At 63.0% G+C, this 20,277-nt stretch carries 26 protein-coding genes and 1 pseudogene; 17 read left to right on the top strand and 10 right to left on the bottom strand.

Annotated elements, in window-relative coordinates:
- Positions 1-48: 48 nt before the first annotated feature.
- The 9 genes from AC0V7N_RS06195 to AC0V7N_RS06155 all read left to right on the top strand — a co-directional run bounded on the left by AC0V7N_RS06195 (position 49) and on the right by AC0V7N_RS06155 (position 6,897).
- A complete protein-coding gene (locus AC0V7N_RS06195; RefSeq protein WP_475455677.1) occupies positions 49-1,146 on the top strand; it encodes a zinc-binding metallopeptidase family protein in 1,098 nt (365 codons plus the stop codon).
- Between the two features lie 64 nt (positions 1,147-1,210).
- Positions 1,211-1,816, top strand: a complete 606-nt coding sequence (locus tag AC0V7N_RS06190; protein WP_475455675.1) for a DUF1236 domain-containing protein — start codon at positions 1,211-1,213, stop codon at positions 1,814-1,816.
- Between the two features lie 171 nt (positions 1,817-1,987).
- Complete coding sequence (locus AC0V7N_RS06185; RefSeq protein ID WP_475455673.1) at positions 1,988-2,923, top strand: CPBP family intramembrane glutamic endopeptidase; 936 nt, start codon at positions 1,988-1,990, stop codon at positions 2,921-2,923.
- Positions 2,924-3,062: 139 nt separating this feature from the next.
- Positions 3,063-3,302 carry a type II toxin-antitoxin system RelE/ParE family toxin gene (locus AC0V7N_RS06180; RefSeq protein ID WP_475455671.1) on the top strand — a complete coding sequence of 80 codons (240 nt, stop codon included), beginning with the start codon at positions 3,063-3,065 and terminating at the stop codon, positions 3,300-3,302.
- A 2-nt stretch (positions 3,303-3,304) separates the two neighbouring features.
- Positions 3,305-3,592, top strand: coding sequence for an addiction module antidote protein (locus AC0V7N_RS06175; protein WP_475455669.1), 288 nt, complete (start codon positions 3,305-3,307; stop codon positions 3,590-3,592).
- 351 nt (positions 3,593-3,943) lie between these two features.
- Positions 3,944-5,560 carry a signal recognition particle protein gene (ffh, locus tag AC0V7N_RS06170; protein WP_496627757.1) on the top strand — a complete coding sequence of 539 codons (1,617 nt, stop codon included), beginning with the start codon at positions 3,944-3,946 and terminating at the stop codon, positions 5,558-5,560.
- Between the two features lie 7 nt (positions 5,561-5,567).
- Positions 5,568-5,894: a chorismate mutase gene (locus tag AC0V7N_RS06165; protein ID WP_019862096.1), complete on the top strand. Its 327-nt coding sequence runs from the start codon at positions 5,568-5,570 to the stop codon at positions 5,892-5,894.
- Positions 5,895-5,945: 51 nt separating this feature from the next.
- Complete coding sequence (rpsP, locus tag AC0V7N_RS06160) at positions 5,946-6,347, top strand: 30S ribosomal protein S16 (protein ID WP_172222069.1); 402 nt, start codon at positions 5,946-5,948, stop codon at positions 6,345-6,347.
- Between the two features lie 148 nt (positions 6,348-6,495).
- Complete coding sequence (locus AC0V7N_RS06155; protein ID WP_475455664.1) at positions 6,496-6,897, top strand: hypothetical protein; 402 nt, start codon at positions 6,496-6,498, stop codon at positions 6,895-6,897.
- A gap of 177 nt (positions 6,898-7,074) precedes the next feature.
- On the opposite strand, the gene AC0V7N_RS06150 is transcribed toward AC0V7N_RS06155, so the two are convergent.
- From AC0V7N_RS06150 to AC0V7N_RS06120, 7 genes are all read right to left on the bottom strand, one after another.
- Complete coding sequence (locus AC0V7N_RS06150) at positions 7,075-7,338, bottom strand: YMGG-like glycine zipper-containing protein (RefSeq protein ID WP_172222063.1); 264 nt, start codon at positions 7,336-7,338, stop codon at positions 7,075-7,077.
- 147 nt (positions 7,339-7,485) lie between these two features.
- Positions 7,486-7,992, bottom strand: a complete 507-nt coding sequence (locus AC0V7N_RS06145) for an SRPBCC family protein (RefSeq protein ID WP_475455661.1) — start codon at positions 7,990-7,992, stop codon at positions 7,486-7,488.
- Between the two features lie 76 nt (positions 7,993-8,068).
- Positions 8,069-8,479, bottom strand: a complete 411-nt coding sequence (locus AC0V7N_RS06140) for a DoxX family protein (protein WP_475455659.1) — start codon at positions 8,477-8,479, stop codon at positions 8,069-8,071.
- Positions 8,480-8,629: 150 nt separating this feature from the next.
- Positions 8,630-9,121: an SRPBCC domain-containing protein gene (locus AC0V7N_RS06135; protein ID WP_475455657.1), complete on the bottom strand. Its 492-nt coding sequence runs from the start codon at positions 9,119-9,121 to the stop codon at positions 8,630-8,632.
- A 34-nt stretch (positions 9,122-9,155) separates the two neighbouring features.
- Positions 9,156-9,503: an ArsR/SmtB family transcription factor gene (locus AC0V7N_RS06130; protein WP_475455655.1), complete on the bottom strand. Its 348-nt coding sequence runs from the start codon at positions 9,501-9,503 to the stop codon at positions 9,156-9,158.
- Between the two features lie 82 nt (positions 9,504-9,585).
- Complete coding sequence (locus tag AC0V7N_RS06125) at positions 9,586-9,840, bottom strand: hypothetical protein (RefSeq protein WP_496627756.1); 255 nt, start codon at positions 9,838-9,840, stop codon at positions 9,586-9,588.
- A 138-nt stretch (positions 9,841-9,978) separates the two neighbouring features.
- Complete coding sequence (locus tag AC0V7N_RS06120) at positions 9,979-10,884, bottom strand: bestrophin family protein (protein ID WP_475455651.1); 906 nt, start codon at positions 10,882-10,884, stop codon at positions 9,979-9,981.
- A gap of 175 nt (positions 10,885-11,059) precedes the next feature.
- Between AC0V7N_RS06120 and AC0V7N_RS06115 the strand changes: the two genes are divergently transcribed.
- The 3 genes from AC0V7N_RS06115 (at position 11,060) to AC0V7N_RS06105 (ending at position 12,244) form a co-directional block, all read left to right on the top strand.
- Positions 11,060-11,467 carry an ACT domain-containing protein gene (locus tag AC0V7N_RS06115; RefSeq protein ID WP_475455649.1) on the top strand — a complete coding sequence of 136 codons (408 nt, stop codon included), beginning with the start codon at positions 11,060-11,062 and terminating at the stop codon, positions 11,465-11,467.
- Between the two features lie 72 nt (positions 11,468-11,539).
- Entirely contained in the window at positions 11,540-11,809 is a 270-nt protein-coding gene (locus AC0V7N_RS06110) for a type II toxin-antitoxin system Phd/YefM family antitoxin (RefSeq protein ID WP_027031977.1), read from the top strand.
- A gap of 3 nt (positions 11,810-11,812) precedes the next feature.
- Complete coding sequence (locus tag AC0V7N_RS06105; protein WP_475455647.1) at positions 11,813-12,244, top strand: type II toxin-antitoxin system PemK/MazF family toxin; 432 nt, start codon at positions 11,813-11,815, stop codon at positions 12,242-12,244.
- A 29-nt stretch (positions 12,245-12,273) separates the two neighbouring features.
- On the opposite strand, the gene AC0V7N_RS06100 is transcribed toward AC0V7N_RS06105, so the two are convergent.
- Together AC0V7N_RS06100 and AC0V7N_RS06095 are read right to left on the bottom strand one after the other, a co-directional pair.
- Complete coding sequence (locus AC0V7N_RS06100; protein WP_475455645.1) at positions 12,274-12,726, bottom strand: GNAT family N-acetyltransferase; 453 nt, start codon at positions 12,724-12,726, stop codon at positions 12,274-12,276.
- A gap of 193 nt (positions 12,727-12,919) precedes the next feature.
- Positions 12,920-13,954, bottom strand: a complete 1,035-nt coding sequence (locus tag AC0V7N_RS06095) for an aspartate-semialdehyde dehydrogenase (RefSeq protein ID WP_027059343.1) — start codon at positions 13,952-13,954, stop codon at positions 12,920-12,922.
- A gap of 444 nt (positions 13,955-14,398) precedes the next feature.
- Here AC0V7N_RS06095 and AC0V7N_RS06090 point away from each other — a divergent pair.
- A pseudogene (locus AC0V7N_RS06090) lies at positions 14,399-16,266 on the top strand (DEAD/DEAH box helicase).
- 29 nt (positions 16,267-16,295) lie between these two features.
- Here AC0V7N_RS06090 and AC0V7N_RS06085 read toward each other — a convergent pair.
- Positions 16,296-17,717 (bottom strand): glycosyltransferase, encoded by a 1,422-nt coding sequence (locus tag AC0V7N_RS06085; RefSeq protein WP_475455642.1) that lies wholly within the window; start codon positions 17,715-17,717, stop codon positions 16,296-16,298.
- A gap of 155 nt (positions 17,718-17,872) precedes the next feature.
- On the opposite strand from AC0V7N_RS06085, the gene AC0V7N_RS06080 reads away from it, so the two are divergent.
- The 4 genes from AC0V7N_RS06080 (at position 17,873) to AC0V7N_RS06065 (ending at position 20,269) form a co-directional block, all read left to right on the top strand.
- The gene (locus AC0V7N_RS06080; RefSeq protein WP_475455640.1) at positions 17,873-18,580 is read left to right on the top strand and encodes a DUF805 domain-containing protein; all 708 of its coding nucleotides are present in this window, start codon (positions 17,873-17,875) and stop codon (positions 18,578-18,580) included.
- A gap of 67 nt (positions 18,581-18,647) precedes the next feature.
- The gene (locus AC0V7N_RS06075) at positions 18,648-19,307 is read left to right on the top strand and encodes a DUF805 domain-containing protein (RefSeq protein WP_475455638.1); all 660 of its coding nucleotides are present in this window, start codon (positions 18,648-18,650) and stop codon (positions 19,305-19,307) included.
- Between the two features lie 193 nt (positions 19,308-19,500).
- Positions 19,501-19,821 carry an SRPBCC family protein gene (locus tag AC0V7N_RS06070; protein ID WP_475455636.1) on the top strand — a complete coding sequence of 107 codons (321 nt, stop codon included), beginning with the start codon at positions 19,501-19,503 and terminating at the stop codon, positions 19,819-19,821.
- A gap of 49 nt (positions 19,822-19,870) precedes the next feature.
- Positions 19,871-20,269, top strand: coding sequence for a MarR family winged helix-turn-helix transcriptional regulator (locus AC0V7N_RS06065; protein ID WP_475455634.1), 399 nt, complete (start codon positions 19,871-19,873; stop codon positions 20,267-20,269).
- Positions 20,270-20,277 lie beyond the last annotated feature (8 nt).

Here is a 20,277-nt window from a genome sequence, read left to right as displayed (position 1 = left end):
CCACGGGCCGCATGCACGCTGTGCCTCTTCTGGTGAATTGAGACCGACATGAAACTGTTTGACTGCCCGCATTGCGGCCACCGTCTCTATTTCGAGAACGCGCAGTGCCTGAACTGCTCCAGCCTCGTGCTCTACGATCCCGAACATGCCCGTTTTGCCTTGGCGGGCGCGGACGGCATCTTCCAGTGCACCAATGCCGATGAATGCGCTTGCAACTGGATGGCCGAGCCGGGACAGGGTTTTTGCCGCGCCTGCGTGCTGAACCAGCTGATCCCCGATCTCTCCGTCGACGGCAACCGCCGCCGCTGGATCCGCGTCGAGGCGGCGAAGAAGCGCGCCATCTATTCGCTGCTCGCCTTCGGCCTGCCGGTAGCGCCCAAGCAGAGCCCAACGGACGAGGTCGGCCTCGCCTTCGACTTCCTCGCCGATCCGATCGGCGGCGGGCCTGGCGGTGAACGCATCCTCACCGGCCATGACAATGGCCTGATCACGCTCAACGTCGCCGAGGCCGATTCAGCCGAGCGCGAAAAACGGCGCGTCCAAATGGGTGAGAATTATCGGACGCTGCTCGGCCATTTCCGCCATGAGCTCGGCCATTATTACTGGGATCGGCTGATCCGCGACGATCCGCAAAGGCTGGACGCTTTTCGCGCTCTGTTCGGCGACGATCGTGCCGACTACGAACAGGCGCTCAAGACCTATTACACCAACGGTGCGCCACCCGACTGGCAGCAAAACCACATCTCGGCCTACGCCACCTCGCATCCCTGGGAGGACTGGGCCGAAACCTGGGCCCACCACCTGCACATCACCGACACGCTGGAAATGGTCCATGCGCTGAACTTCCCGCTTGGCCGGCTGGAGACGGTGGAGGCCAACGATTTGCCGCAAGGCGACACCGGCGGCGAACTGCAGGCGGCCCCTTCGGAACCTGCCAACACGCCCGAGCCCTTCGAAAAGATCCTTGCCCGCTGGCTGGTGTTGTCGGAAGCCTCCAACTCGATCAACCGCTGCATGGGCCTGCCCGACCTCTACCCCTTCGTCATTTCGGACGTGACGGCGCGAAAACTGGCCTTCGTTCACGACCTTTTGACCGGTCTGCCGAAAGAGGCGGGAACAAATCGTGAGGTAGTGCCGGCGTTTTAGCCGGAACGCATGCGCCGCTGCCCCGTTTTCAAACCCGAGGGACCATGAAAACGGAGAGAAAACCATGAAATCCGTATTGTTTTCCGCAATCGCCGGGATGATGACGGTGATGTCGGGCGCCGCGCTTGCCGACACCGCCGTCTCGGCCGTCACCGATCTCAACGTGCGTGCAGGCCCCGGGCCGCAATATCCGGTCATCGGCGTGCTCGCCGCCGGCCAGTCGGCGACGCTCAATGGCTGCATCGAAAACAGCAAATGGTGCACCATCGCCGAAGCCGGCGGCCAGGGCTGGGTCTATTCCGACTATGTAACGGCCGATTTCAGCGGCAGCCGGGTGGTGCTGACGCAGCGCCCGCACGGCTCCGCCGTGGCAATCGTCTCGCCGCCGGAAGACATCGGCAATTATTCGACTGACTATACCGGGGCGATCGTCGCCGGCGAGCCGGCCGAGGACGCCTTTCCCCCGCCTCCCACCGAAGTTCGCACCTATGTCGATACGCACCGCCTCGACCCGGTCTATCTCGACGGCGAGGTGGTGACCGGCGCGACCTTGCCCGACACTGTCGAGTTGCGCGAAATCCCCGACTACAACTACCGCTATGTCTATGTAAACGGTCAGCCGGCGCTGATCGATCCGCAGACACGGCGCATCATGTACGTGGTGCGTTGACGGAGACCAGCGGTCGAAAAAGCGGCCGCTGGCGACAAACAGGACGGCTGATCCCGTGGCGCCCGGGTGCCACGGGGTTCTGTTGCGCATTGATCCCTGACGAATAGCGATTCCGATTCCCGAAGCCATCGACTAGATCAAAAGGCGATGGATTCGGGCGAAGGACTCTGCGTGACAATCGACGACACTGCCTTCGAGCGCTACCGGCAGTCGCCGAACGCCAGGACGACCTTGCTGCGTCTGTTGCTGGGAACGCTGATCGTCGTCGTGTTGTGGGGTGCCACCACCGCGGTCGTGCTGCTCGGCGGCACTCGTCTCTTCTTCGCCTGGCAGGCATCAGCGGCTTCATCCGGCATGGCGGGGTTCCTTGCCTCACGGATCGGCATCCTCAGCGCGCTCGCCTCTTTCGCTGGCATCTGGATCGGCCTGTGGATTGCCTTGCGCTGGGTGCATGGCGAACCGCTGTCGGCGCTGCTTGGCGCCAGCCGTCGTGTGTCGCGGCCGGACTTCCTCAAGGGGCTGATCGCCGTGCTGATCACCTCGGCTCTGTCCGAGATCCTGCTCTACCTCCTGCAGCCGGGGATCGCGCGAGGCACGATCAGCCTGTCGTCGTGGCTGCTGTTTCTGCTCCCGATCGTCGCGCTGAGCTTGCTGCAGACGTCCTCGGAAGAGGTGCTGTTTCGCGGCTATCTGCTGCGCGGCCTGGCCAGCCGGTTCAAGAGCCCGCTGATCTGGGCGCTGCTGCCCGGCCTGCTGTTCACCTCACTGCACTGGAGCAGCGCTTCGTCGCCCGCCATCAACGCCTGCGTGCTGGTCTCGATCGCCGCTTTCGCGCTGCTTCTGACGCTCGTGGTCTACGCCACCGGCAATCTCGGCGCGGCGCTGGGCGCCCACCTCGGCAACAATTTGACCGGCTTCCTGCTGATCTCGCACCAGGACAGCTACAACTCCTTTGCTTTGTTCACCGCCAGGCCGCTCGAAGGGCCGGGCTGGATGATGTCGGAGGCCATTCTCATCGCCCTTATCGGCATCGCCTGCAGCCTGCTGACGATCGTGCTGCTATTGCATCCGCGCTCGCCGCTCAGGGTCGCGGCCGAGGTTCCGTAAGCGTGCGGGACAAATAGCCAGATGGTGGCTGTGTGTGAACTATTTTTCACGCATTACTTGACATGCCAACCCTGTGAACTATAGTTCACAGGTGGTCGAGGTTCGGCAAACAACCGTTTTTCGCGACTGGTTAAACGGCTTGAAAGACAAGCGGGCCGTCGAAAAGATCGCGATCCGCATCGCCCGTGTCCAATCCGGCCTCATGGGCGACGTGAAATACTTCGATGGCATCGGCGAACTTCGGTTGGATTTTGGGCCGGGATACCGGCTCTACTTCGTCAAGCGCGGCAACGAAGTCATCATCCTGCTTTGCGGCGGCGACAAGTCCGGCCAGGATCGCGACATCAAGAGGGCCATCCAGATGGCCAAGGAGCTATGATCATGGCAATCGAAACCATTCCCTTTGATCCCGCCGAACATCTTGGCAGCGCCGAAGGGCAGGCTGAGCTGCTGGCCGACGCTTTTGCGAGCGGCGACCCTAGCTATATCGCGAACGCGCTTGGCATCGTTGCTCGGGCGCGGGGTATGACCGCGGTTGCAAAGGAAGCGGGCGTCACCCGTGAAGCTCTCTACAAAGCACTCAGGCCTGACGGTGACCCACGCCTTTCGACGCTACTGGGGGTCACCAAGGCGCTCGGGGTGAAGATCACAGCCGAGCCGGCCAGCTGATAGGGTGTAGCCACAGGCAACCGCGCGTTCGTCTGCAAAACCGGTATACGGCAAACCACTGCCATAGCTGCGTTAGGCCTTGCCAGAGAGCCCTTGTCTTGACTCCTCAGCCGATTTCCTGTCTACACGCCTCGAATTCCGCGACGAGTATCCCTCCGAGCAAGCCGACCAGGACGCCGAAGCCTCTTTGAGGCCAAGTGCTGTAAATCGATCCTGGAGGCCAACACCCGGCAGCGCTGAGCGCCCCCGGGTGCTTTTTGGCTTTGCGCTTGCACGGGCTTTTGCTTGGACACTTGGCGCGAACGCATTACTTCTCGGATCGAACCCCGAACCGAGATCGAAGGACGATAGATGTTTGAATCGCTGCAGGAGCGCCTTGGCTCCATCCTGAACGGCCTGACCGGCCGCGGCGCGCTGTCGGAGGCTGACGTCTCGGCAGCACTTCGCGAGGTGCGCCGTGCGCTGCTCGAGGCCGACGTGGCGCTCGAAGTGGTGCGGTCCTTCACCGACAAGGTGCGCGAAAAGGCCGTCGGCGCCGCGGTGCTGAAGTCGATCAAGCCCGGCCAGATGGTCGTCAAGATCGTCCATGACGAGCTGGTCGACATGCTTGGCGCCGAGGGCGTCGCCATCGACCTCAATGCGCCCGCGCCGGTCGTCATCATGATGGTCGGCCTGCAGGGCTCCGGCAAGACGACCACTTCGGCCAAGATCGCCAAGCGGCTGACCGAGCGTCAGAACAAGAAAGTCCTGATGGCCTCGCTCGACACGCGGCGTCCGGCCGCGCAGGAGCAGCTGCGCCAGCTCGGCGAGCAGGTGAAGGTCGCGACGCTGCCGATCATTGCAGGCCAGAACCCGGTCGATATCGCCAAGCGCGCCGTGCAGGCTGCCAAGCTCGGCGGCCATGACGTCGTCATCCTCGACACCGCCGGCCGCACCCATATCGACGAGCCGCTGATGGTCGAGATGGCCGACATCAAGAAGGTGTCGAGCCCGCACGAAATCCTGCTGGTCGCCGATTCGCTGACCGGCCAGGACGCCGTCAACCTGGCGAAGAGCTTCGACGAACGCGTCGGCATCACCGGCCTGGTGCTGACCCGCATGGACGGCGACGGCCGTGGCGGTGCCGCCCTTTCGATGCGCGCCGTCACCGGCAAGCCGATCAAGCTGATCGGTACCGGCGAAAAGATGGACGGGCTGGAGGAATTCCATCCCAAGCGCATCGCCGACCGCATCCTCGGCATGGGCGACATTGTCAGCCTGGTCGAGAAGGCCGCCGAGAACATCGACGCCGAGCAGGCGGCGGCGATGGCCAAGAAGATGCAGTCGGGCAAGTTCGACCTGAACGACCTTGCCCAACAGCTTCAGCAGATGTCGAAAATGGGCGGCATGGGCGGCATCATGGGAATGATGCCCGGCATGGGCAAGATGAAGGACCAGATGGCCGCCGCCGGTCTCGACGACAAGATGTTCGGCCGCCAGCTCGCCATCATCTCCTCGATGACCAAGGCCGAGCGCGCCAACCCGGATGTGCTGAAACACTCGCGCAAGAAGCGCATCGCCGCCGGCTCCGGCACCGACGCGGCCGAGATCAACAAGCTGCTCAAGATGCATCGGGGCATGGCCGACATGATGAAGGCGATGGGCGGCAAGGGCAAAGGCGGCGGCCTCATGCGCGGCATGATGGGCGGCCTTGCCTCCAAGATGGGTCTCGGCGGCATGATGCCCGGCGGCATGGGCGGCCCAGGGGGTATGATGGGCGGCGGCATGCCTGACCTCTCCAAGATGGATCCCAAGCAGCTCGAGGCCTTGCAGAAGCAGGCGCAGGCTGCCGGCCTCGGCGGCATGAAGGGTCTGCCTGGTGGTCTTCCCGGCGGCGGTGGCCTGCCCGGCCTGCCCGGCGGCATGAAACTTCCGGGGCTTCCCGGCCTCGGCGGCGGCGGACTGCCGGGCCTTGGCAAGAAGAAGTGAGGACACCATGAACGAAGAAAAGGACATGGCGGACGCCCGCACCATCCTGGCCGGCTACCGCGCCTCGATCGACAACATCGACGCCGCCCTCATCCACATGCTGGCCGAGCGCTTCCGCTGCACCAAGGCGGTCGGCGTGCTGAAGGCCGAGCATGGCCTGCCGCCGGCGGACCCGGCGCGCGAGCAGCAGCAGATCGCCCGTCTTCGCCAGCTGGCCAAGGACGCGCATCTCGATCCCGATTTCGCGGAGAAATTCCTCAACTTCGTCGTCCGCGAAGTGATCCGCCACCACGAACAGATCGCCGCAGCCAACGGCGTGACGAAAACCGGCTGAATCCCAGCTGAAATCCAATCCAACGAAATCAGAGCTTTTAGGAGAAAAGAAATGGCACTGAAGATCAGACTGGCCCGTGCGGGCTCGAAGAAGCGTCCTTACTACCACGTCGTCGTCGCCGACGCCCGTTCGCCGCGCGACGGCCGGTTCATCGAGTCGCTCGGCTCGTGGAACCCGCTGCTGCCCAAGGACGGCGAGCGCGTCAAGGTCGATGCCGACCGCGTCAAGCATTGGCTGTCGCACGGCGCCCAGCCGACCGACCGCGTGCTGCGCTTCCTCGACGAGGCCGGCATTGCCAAGCGCGACGCCCGCTCCAACCCGAAGAAGGCCGAGCCGGGCAAGAAGGCCCAGGAACGCGCCGCCCTGCTGAAGAAGGCGCAGGAAGACGCAGCCGCCGCTGTTGCGGCCGCAGCTGCCGCACCGGCCGAGGCGGAAGCCGCCACCGCCGAATAAAGAGTGCTAGAGTGCTTCATCGCATCGACAAAACGGCGGGCCTGTGCCCGCCGTTTTGCTGTTCAGCCCTATTCGGATATCGCCGTGTTCACTTGACGAGGGTCTCCGACGTTGATCTCCTGCCGATGCAATCTAGGAGGTATGAGTCTTGAAATCAGTTCTCGTTCTAGCCATCGCGGCCTTGGTGGCGTTAACCCTTGGCATGCCAGCCCAAGCGGCCGCCGGTTTCGCTAACATCGTGCTTTCCGCGACGAAAGGGGGCGCGCCCCTAAGCGAATTCCCTACGGACACACCGGTCATCTATTTATCGGCTGACTTGGTGGACGTCCCGCCCACGTCGACAATTACATTCTCGTGGGTTTCGGTCGATTCCCACGGCGTTGCGCCAGCCAACTATACGATCGACAAGGTTGACCTCCATGTCGGAGAGAACACCGAGGCGGATTCGCAACTCAGCAAACCCACGGCCGGGTGGCCGGTCGGCACCTACCGCGTCGATCTGATTATCGATGGAACGGTTTCGGACTCGGCACCCTTCAGCATCCCATGATTTGGCCAGCCACTAGAGCAATTCCAGGAAAAGTGTGAAACGGTTTTCCCGGCGCGTAGCGTTTTCCCTTGGGAATTGCGAAAAAACAAAAAGGTTAGGGCGGCTTCTGTCTTACCCATCACACGAAAACGGCGGGCCTGTTGCCCGCCGTTTTGCTGTTTGAGTCCTGAGCGCCGCTCAATAGCCGTCAGGGCAGCGGTCAACATAGACCCGCCCATGGCGGTCGCGGTACCGGCATTGGCCGCTTTCGCTGGCATGGCCGATGAGCGCCCCGGCCACCGCACCGACAGCGCCGCCGACAATCGCCCCCTGCACCGGATCTCCGGCCACAGCCGCGCCAATCGCAGCGCCGCCAAGGCCGCCCACGGCAGCGCCTTTTTCCGTCTGCGAACAAGCACCAAGCGCCGTCGTCAGCAGCAGAATGGTCAGGATTTTCTTCATTTTCGTTCCTCTCACATGCGGATCGCCGTCTCGCCGCCAAGGGCTTAACTCTCAGACGGCTAATTTGATCCCGGAGAAGATGAAGATCGCGACGACGCCCGTTCAAACTAGCGACGCCTCACGCCGGTCATGCCTCAGTGTTGCGCTTCAGATTGGCGAGGCCGACCTCGAAATCCGGCCGATCAGCGTGTCGAAATTCATGAACAGGCCCATCAGCTTGGCGATGAAGGGCCGGCTGCCGCGCATCGCCCAACTGACGGCGGTGGTGTCACCTGAAGGCGTCAAGGTGAAGTCGACGCTGTTGTTGGCGCGGAACGGCTTTTCGAAATCGAGCTTGAGCGACACCTGCGAGGACGGCACCGAAGTGACGATCTCCATGCGCCCCTTGCCGGCCTTGCCATTGCCCTCCCAGGCATAGGCGGCGCCCTTGCCGCTTGCTGCGCCGGAGAGCGTCCGCTTCATGTTGGGGTCGAGCTTTTCGTAAGGCGACCATGTCGGCCAGCGGCTGAAATCGTTGATCAGCGGGAAGATTGTTTCCGGCGGCGCCTTGATGGTGGTGGTGCGGGTGGTGACAAAATCATTGGGCCGTGTCGCGGCATAGATGAGGACGGCGGCTATGATGACGACCAGGATAATGAGGATGGTGCTGAACATTTTTCTCTCCCTAAAGCAATTCCAGGAAAAGTGTAAAGCGGTTTTCCCTAGGGAATTGCGTCAAAAACAAATGAGCTTAACGGCCGAACGGGATCAGCGCGCGCACCCTGGGGTCGCGTAGATACAGGCCGGCCCACAGTATGATGCCGAGATAGACGCCGAACAGCGTGTGCGAGAACAGCGGGCTGTCGAGGCGCACCTTGGTAGCGATGGCGCCGCCCATATAGGCGGTGAGCAGGATGGCGCCGAGCACCGAGGTGCGCGGCCATGCGTAGAGCGCCGTCGAGATCAGGCCGATGATGCCGAGCATGCGTGCGACATTCGGATCGGCCGGCCAGCCGAGCTGCACCATGGTTTGCGTGACGATGTCGAGCGGCGGCAGCTTGATGGCGCCGTCGAAGATCATGAACAGGATGATGACGCCGCTGAGCACGCGGCCGGTCCACAAGGCGGCCGACGAGACGGGCGCGGTTTCAGAAATAGTCATTGCTCTTCCCTCAATGTTTTCAGTTGGGCGCCGACCTTCTTCGTGAAGGTCGATCCAAGGACGCGCGGCGAGGCGCTGACCCGACACGCCGCGGATACTTTTTGATGCCGGCAAATCGAGGCACGCCACGTCGCCGGGATCTGTGTTCGCTCAAAGCGTGGTGATATAGGTCTCGAGACGGGCGTAGCTCGCCATGACCATCTGGCCAAAGCCCATCTTTACCGCCATGTCGCGCGCATCGATCGAATTGGCGCGAACGGTTGCCACGATACGCGTCTTGCCGCCGACATCCTCGAACTGGATGGTCGTCACCATCTGGGCCGGTGGCAAGCCATCCTGCCATTGGCTGCGGTCGAGCGGCGCATCCCGGTAGATGATCCGCTCCGGCGGTGTGATCTCAAGATAGACGCTGTTGGTTGGATATTCGCTCCCGTCCGCGAAGCGCATGGTCAGCCGCCATTCGCCGCCCGGCCGCACATCCATCTCGCAGACCGGATAGGTCGATCCTTCCGGCCCCCAGAAGCGCACCAGATGATAGGGATCGGTGAACAGTTTGAACATCAGGGCGCGCGGCGCTTCAAAGGTCCTGGCGATGATGATCGCCGGATCGTCGGATGGAATGTCTATCGACTGATCTGTCACGGTTTTCCCCCTCAGTGAACCCATCCCTCTGGTCTCAGCTGTGGCTGACATCGGGATCTCCCTTTTGCAAAGCCTGCAGATAGGTTTCGAGCCGATCGAACCGCCCGTCCCACAGCACGCGATAGGATTCCAGCCATGCATCGATCTCGCGCAACGGTTCCGGCTGCAGGCGGCGCGGCCTGAATTGCGCATCGCGGCCGCGCGCCACCAGGCCCGCGCGCTCAAGCACCTTGAGATGCTTCGACACCGCGGGACCGCTCATGGCGAAGGGTTCGGCCAGCTCGGTCACCGAAGCCTCGCCAAGCGACAGCCGGGCCAGGATGGCGCGCCGCGTCGGATCGGCCAGTGCGGCCAAGGTCAGGCTAAGTGCGTCGGTTGCCATGCTTACAAAACCATGTGGTTATCTAACCTTTCGGTTATATACGACACAATAAAGCGCGGGGTCAAGTGCCGTGGATTGTGTCTCAATGTGAAGGTGGGATGCGCCGAAGCTTCGGACTGACCTTCAGCACTTCGCCCAGCCAAAAAACAGATTTCTCCGCTGCGGCATAAGCGAGCTCGGCCGTATCGTAACGCGCGCCGGAATAGTATTCCGTTGGCGTCCAGGCGCCACCATCCTCGACGTCTCTACGGAATTCCTCATAGCCGAACGATCTGTCGGGTCTGGAGAAGATGTCGACACAGCGGTCATGTTCGTCGTTCTCGACGCTGGCAAACACGACCCATGATCTGTCAATTCGTTTCGACATCGAACGTCTTATGGAGTCCGGCCTTGCCGGGCTTTGGCGTAACGGTGTCCATCTTCCCGCACTGGTCATCGGTTGACCAGAGCCGTTGCGAAACGCCGGCGGCTCTTGTCAGGAAAAATAGAACCTCTCCGCAGCGATCATCTTCGGCGGCGTTTCGCCCAGCGCCTCGAATACGGAGATTTCGCAGACACGGCATAGGCCGTCCAGCGCCAGATCGTTGGCCTCGGTGCCGAACGGATCCTCGAGCTCTTCGGAAAGCGCGTCGAGGCCGAAGAAGGTGTAGGCGATCAGCGCCGTGAACAATGGCGTTGCCCAGCCGGTGCTCGAGATCAAGCCGATCGGCAGCAGCAGGCAGACGATATAGGCGGTGCGATGCACCAGCAGCGTGTAGGCGAAAGGCAGTGGCGTGCCGGCGATCCGCTCGCAGCCTGCCTGAATGGCCGTGATCGATGCCAGCCTCTCATCCAGGATGCGAAAGCCGATCGAATCGACCTCGCCGGTCCGGCGCAGTGCGTTGGCGCGGCGGCCCATGCGCCTGACCATCTCGTCGGCCGGATTGGCGAAGTTTGCCGCCGTGTCCGCCTCGGTATCGATGAAGGCTCGGACATCCTTGATGCTGTCGGTCTTGCGCAACTGCCCGCGCAGGAAATGGCAGAAGGCAAGCGCCTCCATCAGCAAAGCGCGCTGTTCGGCCGGCTCGGCAACCAGGCTGGTCGTGGCCCGTGCCAGATTGCGGATCTCGAAGACCAACGCGCCCCACAGCTTGCGCGCCTCCCACCAGCGATCATAGGCGGCGTTGTTGCGGAACGAGAGGTAGATCGACAGGGTCACGCCGACCAGTCCGAATGGCGTGATGTTGAAGACGCTGAAGTCGAGATGGAACTGGCGCGCCACGAGAAGGATGACCGCCGAATACAGCGCGAATCCCAGGATCTGCGGCAGAATGCGTGGCACGACCGAGCCGCGCATGACGAAGAACAGTTGCAGGAATGTCGGGCGCGGACGGACAATCATCAGGGGCCTCTCACGGACCGGCATCGGCCCTCAGCTTTTCTAGTGTGCGACACGACAAGCCAGCAAGCCCAGCCGCCAACGACATCGCCATGTCGCGCGCAATGTGCAGACTATCGGCATGCGCTGGTCACGGATATTGAGGGACCTGCGAACCTGCGTAGATGAAAGAAGTGAGATGACCGGCGAAACCGATCTGAAGACCCTGTTGGCATCGATGACCCCGGAATTGCTCGATGGCATCTATGTCTTCGCCACACTGGCACCTGGGGTCGCCCAGCCGAAGAACCTCGAACCGGTGATGGTGTTTCGCGAGCGTGAGGGCACGACGCTGATCGTGACCGAGGAAACAGCAAAGGCAGCCGGACTGACCGCTTCGTTCCGCTGCCGGATGATCACGCTGAACATCCATTCCTCGCTGGAAGCAGTCGGCTTCCTCGCCGCCATCACCACGCGGCTGGCCAGCGCCGGCATGGGCGTCAATCCGGTTTCGGCGTTCTATCATGACCATCTGTTCGTGCCGGCGGAGCGGGCGGAGCAGGCAATGGGGTTGCTGCACCAACTCGCCAAGGACAGCGCGGGCTGAACTTTGACAGCGCGCTATAAATCGCGTAAATTACGAAAAATACGTAAATGGCGCGATTTAGGATGAATCACCATGCGTGAAGTTCCCACTACAGAATTCACTCGCAATTTCGGACGCTACCGTGAAATCGTGCAGCGTGAGCCGGTCGCCGTAATGAGCCATGGACGCCCCACCGGCTATTTCGTTTCGGCTGTCGAGTATGAAGATCTGCAGCGCTACAAGAACCTCGCCCAGAGATCCTTTGCGACTCGGGATCTAAAGCGCGAGGAGGTGGATGCGATCGCCAGCGGCCGCATGTCATCGGAACACGACCATCTCAATGCCTTGATGGACGCCAAATAAGGCATGCCTCTTCCCGATCCGCAGCTCGGCCTTGTGATCTCCTACGCCTATCTGTGGCATCATGAGCATCAGGCCGGACAGGAAGAGGGACGAAAGGATCGTCCATGTGTGATCGTACTCGCCGTCGAACGCGGCGCTGACGGTTTGATCGTGACAGCGGTGCCGATCACACATGCGCCGCCGGCGGACCCATCGGTGGCGATCGAGTTGCCTCCCGCTGTCAAACGCCATCTCGGTCTGGACGGCGAGCGCTCATGGGTGATGCTTCACGAAGGCAATCGCTTTGCATGGCCGGGCTACGATCTCCGTCCGGTGCCGCATTCAATCGATCGCTACGACTACGGCCTGCTGCCCCCGCGGCTGTTCTCATTGATGGTGGAGCGCTTCAAGATCATTTGGGAAGCCGGGCAGGGCCGTCAGATACCGCGTGACTGACGGCTTGCGATGGCCGCGCCAGCGCTAGACTAACGCCTGCGGACGTACAGAATATCCGGCAGGCCTTCCTCGTTGGTCGTGCCATCGCCGAACGCTTCCGCGCGGAACCCATGGCGCTCGTAGAAGCGCCGGGCGCCGGTGTTGGATTGGAAGCAATGGAGTTTCACGACCGGCAGTGACCCGGCCGCGTCGCCCAACAAGCGGCTGCCGATGCCTTGGCCCGTCCATGCCGGGTCGAGATAAAGCTGCTCTACCCATTCGCCACTGACGGCAATGAAGCCGACAACCTCCTTGCCTACCTCGGCGACCGTCACCTGCTGCCGTGGCAGCACGATATCCCTGATGAAGGCAAGGTCCTCGGTCGGCGTGTGGATGACCGGCATCCAGTCAAACGAGCCAAGTGCTGCCCGCATGAGTTTTGCGATAGCAGCGGCGTCTGAGCCAATGGCAGGGCGTAGCGTGACTTTGGCGGGATCGCTCATAGACGTTTCACATCGGAGGCCTGTGCTGCCCCTCATCCGCCTGCCGGCACCTTCTCCCCGTATAGTGACGGGGAGAAGGGAGCTAACGGCCGAAGGCCGAGCCCGCGACCGCGGGCCGCCGGTCGTCCGGCGCCCCCGCGGAGGGCCAGCCGCGGCAGCGGCGGTGCCGCCCGTGAGCGAAAACAAACAGCCGTCAGGCCGCCTTCTTCTTCGGCTGGATCAGGCCGCGCTCGACCAGCAATTCGGCGATCTGCACTGCGTTGAGCGCCGCGCCCTTGCGCAGATTGTCGGAGACGATCCACATCGACAGGCCGTTGTCGATGGTCGAATCCTCGCGGATGCGCGAGATGAAGGTGGCGTCCTCGCCGGCCGATTCCAGCGGCGTGATGTAGCCGCCATCCTCGCGCTTGTCCAAAACTTGGCAGCCCGGCGCCTCGCGCAGGATATCGCGTGCCTCGTCGGCGGTGATCGGCTTCTCGAACTCGATGTTGACCGCTTCCGAATGGCCGATGAACACCGGCACGCGCACGCAGGTCGCCGTCAGCTTGATCTTGGGATCAAGCATCTTCTTGGTCTCGGCGACCATCTTCCACTCTTCCTTGGTCGAACCGTCATCGAGGAAGACGTCGATATGCGGGATGACGTTGAAGGCGATGCGCTTGGTGAACTTCTTGACCTCGACGCCGTCGGCGACGAACACGGCCCGCGTCTGCGTGAACAACTCGTCCATGCCTTCCTTGCCGGCGCCCGACACCGACTGGTAGGTGGCGACGACGACGCGCTTGATGGTGGCGAAATCGTGCAGCGGCTTCAGCGCCACCACCAGCTGCGCGGTCGAGCAGTTCGGATTGGCGATGATGTTCTTGCGCGTGAACAGCGAGATCGCGTCCGGGTTCACTTCCGGCACGATCAGCGGCACGTCCTGGTCGTAGCGGAAGGCCGACGAATTATCGATGACGACGCAGCCCTGCTTGCCGATCTTCGGCGACCATTCCTTGGAGACATTGCCACCGGCCGACATGATGCAGATGTCGGTGTCGGAAAAATCATATTGGTCGAGCGTCCGGACCTTCAGCGTGCGGTCGCCGAACGACACTTCCGTGCCCTGGCTGCGCCGCGAGGCCAGCGCCACGACTTCGCTTACCGGAAAGCCGCGCTCTTCCAGTATGTTGAGCATTTCCCGGCCCACATTGCCCGTGGCGCCGACGACTGCAACCTTGAAACTCATAAAGATCTCCTGTCCCTCTCCGCTTGGTTTTTGGAGAAAACCCGCTGGCCGATGCGGGTTCCGTCCCCCGGGCCGGACCCGGGAGAGGGTGGTTAGGCCAAGGGAATCACACCGTTTTGGTGGTGGTTTTTTTGGCCGTAGTTTTGCTGGAACGAGGGGACGCGCCGATACGCCCGGCCCAATGATGTGCATTGAGGCTGGGGGCGTCGAATGCAAGAAGAGCCATCAAAAGGCCGCGCATCGAAAAACGATCCCGTTCGAGCGGGCTTTTACGCGGTTTGCGGCAAGAGTCAATTGGCGACGCATCGCCTGGCTTTCAAGGCGCGCCCTGTACAAGAGCGGCGGCAGGAAGTACGAACGGCCAAGATTGTTTGGCTGGCGCGGCGCCGGCCCCGGCCTTGTGCTCCATGATGAGCGCAGAACCCTGAATTCCGAAAGAGTGAGATGTCCAACTTCGAAGCTATTGTTCCGGCGCTGGCAAAAGCGCTGGAAAACGCGGCTATTCCGAACTGACGCCGGTGCAGAAGGCGGTGCTGGAACTCGGCCAGGCCGATGCGCTGGTGTCGGCTCAGACCGGCTCCGGCAAGACCGTCGCTTTCGGCCTGGCGCTGGCGCCGACCCTTCTGGGCGATGCGGAGCGCTTTGCTCATGCCGCCGCACCGCTGGCGCTGGCGGTGGCGCCGACGCGCGAACTGGCGCTGCAGGTGACGCGCGAACTGGAATGGCTTTACGAAATGACCGGCGCCACCGTGGCGTCCTGCGTCGGCGGCATGGACATGCGCACCGAGCGGCGGGCGCTGGAACGCGGCGCCCATATCGTCGTCGGCACGCCTGGCCGTCTGCGCGACCACATCACCCGCAACTCACTCGACATGTCGGCGCTGAAGGCCGTGGTGCTGGACGAGGCCGACGAGATGCTCGATCTCGGCTTTCGCGAGGATCTCGAATCCATCCTCGACGCCGCCCCGGCCGAGCGCCGCACGCTGATGTTCTCGGCCACCGTGCCGCGCTCGATCGCAACGCTGGCCCAGGGTTACCAGCGCGACGCCATACGCATCTCGGCCGCCGGCGAGGAAAAGCAGCATCTCGACATCGAATACCGGGCACTCAGCGTCGCCCAGGCCGACCGCGAGAACGCCATCATCAATGTGCTGCGTTTTTATGAGGCGAAGAACGCGCTGGTGTTCTGCAACACGCGCGCCGCCGTCAATCATCTCACCGCGCGCTTCAACAACCGCAACTTTTCCGTCGTCGCGCTGTCGGGCGAGCTCAGCCAGAACGAGCGCAGCCATGCGCTCCAGGCAATGCGCGACGGCCGTGCAAAAGTCTGCATCGCCACCGACGTCGCGGCGCGCGGCATCGACCTGCCCAATCTGGAACTGGTCATCCACGCGGACCTGCCGACCAACCCGGAAACGCTGCTCCACCGCAGCGGCCGTACCGGGCGCGCCGGGCGCAAGGGCGTCAGCGCGCTGATCGTGCCAAACAGCGCCCGCAAGCGCACCGAGCGACTTTTGCAGAACGCCGGGCTGAAGGCGACATGGGCAAGCCCACCTTCCGCCGACGATGTGATCCGGCGTGACGACGAGCGCATCCTGGCCGATCCGGCTTTTGACGAGCCGGTGAAGGACGACGAGCGCGCCTTTATCGACGCGCTTCTCAGCCGGCATGGCGCCGAACAGGTGGCTGCCGCCTTCGTGCGCCAGTGCCGCGCCAGCCGCTCGGCGCCCGAGGATCTGATGGACGTGGCGCCGTTCACGCCCTCGCGTGACAGACCGGCGGGCGAAAACTTCGCGCGCCGCGACGAAGCGCCCAGCCGCCGCGATGATTTCGGCGACAGCGTCTGGTTCTCGCTGTCGATCGGGCGCCGGCAGAATGCCGAGCCGCGCTGGCTGATCCCGATGCTGTGCCGCACCGGCAGCATCACCAAGCGCGAGATCGGCGCCATCAAGATGCAGCCCGAAGAGACTTACGTGCAGATATCGGCCGATTGGGCCGACCGTTTTCTCGCCGCGATCGGCCCCGACCGCAAATTGCAGGGCAACATCCTGGTCAAGCGCCTCGAGGGCACGCCGGACCTGTCGCGGGCCGGCTACCAGCCGCCGAGCCCGGACAAGAAGCCGCATCGCGGCAAGGCGCCATTCGATCCGAACGCGCCGAAGCGCAAATTCGAGAAGCGCGCGCCGGCTTCAGCCGACCAGCGCCCGGCAGCCGCGCATGAGGCAAAGCCATGGGCGAAAAAGCCGGGCAAGCCGAAATTCGACAATGCCGGCCCGCCCAAGCACAAGAAGGCGAAGAAGCACCCTTCATAGGACCGCGCTGAATCCGCAGGCTGTTGCGATCAGCCTGCCTGCTGTTCGGCGCGTTGGCGGGCTGCGCTCGCCTGCAGGCCGGCCTTGATGGCGGTCCAGCTTGCCGATGCCGGCGTCGGCCGATGCTGGCTTGCGATGCGCTCCGCCAGCGAGGCGCGCCATGTGTGATCCTCCGCCATCCTGCGGATCGCGGTGTACCAGCCGGCCTGATCATTGGAATCGATCGCCGGCATCAGGCCGCCGGTCGCCTCGATCAGCGACGGCGTTGTCGAGACGATGACCGGAACGCCGAAGTCGAGACATTCCGAGGCGCCGTAGCCCCAACCTTCGATATGCGAGGGAAAGACGCCAAACGTGGCGCTGCGATAACAGCGGATGAGCTGCTCGTCGCTGACCAGTCCGGTGAAAGTGACCGACTGGAGCAGTTCGGGATGCGCCTTGAGATAGGCGCGCAGCGGCTCGATCATCCAGCCCCAGCGCCCGGCGCAGACGAGCCTTGGCAGCTTGACGCCCTCTTCCCGTGCCTGCTGCCAGATCCGCGCCAGGAGGATGTGGTTCTTGCGCACCTCGATGGTCGAGCAGTAGAGCACGAACGGCTCGCCAGCCTCGATGCGCGAGGTCGTGCCGGCGCGCGATGCGGTCTCGTGCAGGATCGAAGGCATCGGAAAACGGTACACCACCGGCGCGGCGATGCCGGCCTTGCGCATATGCTCGGTCAGCGTCGCACCGACCTCGTCGGAGGCGCAGAATGCCGGGGCGCCGGAGCGTACCAGCTGTTCGAGATAGGAGCCGAAGCGGCGCTCGCTGGTGCCCGAGCCAAGCAGATCGGGGCGCAATGCCGGGATGATATCATGGCAGAGGAAGGCCAGCTTGCCGGCGGCACCCGAGACGGCGGACCGGTCTTCCTGGGTCAGGATGTGATGGCTGATCAGCACGAGGCCCGGTTCCGCCTTGACCGGCTGCGCTATGACGCCCTCACGCAAACCAAACCGGATCCTCGCCCGTTGGTACAGGCGATAGGCGCGGATCAACAGCCTCGTCGCCTGGTAGGCGATCCCCTTGCGGCCGTTGGTCACCGTCCTGGCCAGATGGCGGTCCATCTCGCGCTTGTCCCAAGGCTGCTTGCGCACCACCTCGAAAGCCTGCGACAGCGCTGGCTGCCTTCCCGGCCACCGTTTGACACGATGCGGTGAAATCTCGCCCACCGCGACATGGTCCTGTTCGTAAGGGACGAGCGGCCGGAACCGGCGTTCCCCGGACCTGAACGCCACCACCTCCACGCCGGGGTCGGGATCCGCCAGGGCCGCATTGACAAGAAAACTTTCGACCCGCGGAATGCCCGCCAGGCCCTTGCCGGGCGGCCAGAGCATCAGCCCTGTGGCATCGATGGCCAGTCTCGGAGGTTTTACAACCCCGGTCGCGGCGCTGGCTTCAGAATGCTCGACTGTCATTGTCTGCTTTGGCGAAGAGGCTGCACGTGAAGCCTTATGCTTGATTTGCCGCTAATATGGTAGCCACGTCGCACAGCCCATGTCGCGCGGTCTTGCCCGCAGGCTCGGCCTTGTGTCACACCTTGGCAGGGACGTGGCGACAAAGGGGGTGGGTGATGCGCGGCGAAGTGCTCCACTATGACGAGGACCAGGGCTTCGGCTTCATCACCGGAGCCGACGGCAACCGCTACACCTTCACCCGCGAGAACCTCCGCCGGCAAACCGCAATGCCCAAGGGAACGGCGGTCGAGTTCCAGGCCGGCGGCGGCCAGGCGCGTGACGTTTTCTCGATCGCCCAGGCCGCAAGCCCGGCCGCCGACGCCGGCACAAGCGCCGCACCGGCTCAAGCCGTTCCCGCACCTGCGGCCGGCGCATCACAGGTGCAGCCTTTCGGCCGATCGTCCGAGCCGCCCGAGCCCACCGATCTCTGGGGCTATTTCTGGAGCGGCGTGACCCGGAACTACTTCAATTTCGCCGGCCGCGCCCGCCGCAAGGAATATTGGAGCTATTGCCTGTTCTGGACGGTCGCGTTGCTGGTGGTCATGGGCATCGGCGTTTTCGCCGATGTCGAGCTAGGCAATTTCGACAGCATCGAGGTGCCGGCGGTGACGGTCGGGCTGTTCGGCATGTTCCTGCTGGCCACCTTCTTGCCCAGCCTCGGCATGATCGTGCGCCGCCTGCACGATCTCGGCCTGACCGGCTGGCTCTGCCTGCTCATCCTGATCCCGACCTTCGGCAGCCTGATCATCCTGGTCTTCGCCCTGATCCCGACACAGGGACGCGAAAACCAGTGGGGGCCGGTCCCGGCTGGAGTCAGAATTTGACCTGCGTGCATATTGCAATCATGAACAACCCTGGGTAGTATTTGACATCGCATTGTAAGGGGGAAGCATGCGCGGCGCGGTTTATCACTACGACCAGGATCAGGATTTCGGTTACATCAACGGCATCGACGGCAAGCGCTACATATTTGCACGTAGTGATCTAGGCCATGAGGTGTCTGTCGTCAGGGGCACTCTTGTCGAATTCCAGCCGGATGATGGCGCGGCCCACAATATCGTCGCCGCCTCAACCACGCCGTCGTCAAGCAGCGGTCAACCATCACGGCCTGGCCAGCTTGCCGAAAATCGGCCTGCCGGGTCTACAGGACTGTGGGCCTACTTCCTGCAAACGGTGACCGTGAATTATTATAATTTCAACGGACGCGCTCGCCGCAAGGAATTCTGGGCCTTTTGCCTGTGCTTTGTCCTGGTGCAGTTAGTGCTTCTCGGCTTCGGGATACTCGTCAATCTGGCTATCAATGGCTTCGGCATCAACGCGGGCCAGAGCACGATAGGGTTGATACCCGCTCTTATCTTCACATTTGCAGCCGGCCTGTCGTGGATCGCACTCGTTGTGCGGCGTTTGCACGATGTCGGCCTGAGCGGCTGGTTTGTCTTGCCCTGCTTCATCCCGGTTATCGGCGGGGTGGCCATGCTGGTCTTGGGGCTTGTGCAGTCTCAGGTGGGCGAAAACCCCTGGGGGCCGGTGCCGGCAGGGGTCAGGACCTAGAGACCAGTCCCGAGAAAACGAGAAATCTTCCCGCTCGAAGCTGCATAAGAGCAGGGGGTTAAGTCCCCCTCAAGAGCCACGTTCAGGGAGGAGCGCGTCACGGCGGAAGATTCCTCTTGCAATATTATTTGTGCACAGATAGTCTGTGCACAGATCGAATGGTCAATCGGCCAGGATGAACGGAGCCAAGACAATGTGGAGCAATGAGTACACCGCAATTTCCTCCCTTCCCGCAGCAGCCATCTGGAACGCGCTGAAGGCGCTGCATGAAGGCCGCCTGACCTATGAGGGCTCCGACACCTTCGTGCTGCATGGCCCGTTCGCCAAGGGCACCCGTGTCTCGGTGACGCCGGTCGGGCAGGAAGGCGGCACGCAGGTGACGCACAGGCTCGAAATATCAGGCCCTTCGGCCGCCGAGGTCGGACCGGAGCTCGGACCGCAGATCAGCGGCGATTTCGACACCTCGATGGCTAAATTGTTCGAGCAGGCAGAGGAGCTGGCAAGCCGTGGCTGATGGGCAGGATTTGAACACACGCTTCAGCGGACCATCGGAGAGCCCCGGCTTGTTGCTCTGGCGAACCACCATGCGCTGGCAGCGCGTCATGACGGCGGCGCTGGCCCCACTCGACCTGACGCATGTCCAGTTCGTGCTCCTGGCTTCGGCGATGTGGCTCGGCCGCAATGGCGAGCCGCCCAACCAGGTGCAGCTCGCCGCCCAGGCCGGCACCGAGGTGAAGATGACGTCGGATGTCGTCACCCGGCTCGAGGCCAAGGGATTGATAGCGCGGGAGACCGACGCCAGGGATTCCCGCGCCAAGGTGATCCGCATCACAGCGGCCGGGGCGGCGGCGGCACAAAGCGCCATCGTCGCCGTCGAGACCGCCGACGCGGCCTTTTTCGAGCCGGTGGACGAAGCGCAGCTCGTCGGCCTGCTGCGCCAGCTTGCCGGCGAGATCCGTTAAGGCTGAGC

The organism is Mesorhizobium kamtschaticum (assembly GCF_056174585.1).
The sequence above is the reverse complement of the archived record's forward strand: the minus strand, read 5'-3'. Positions and strand labels throughout refer to the sequence as shown.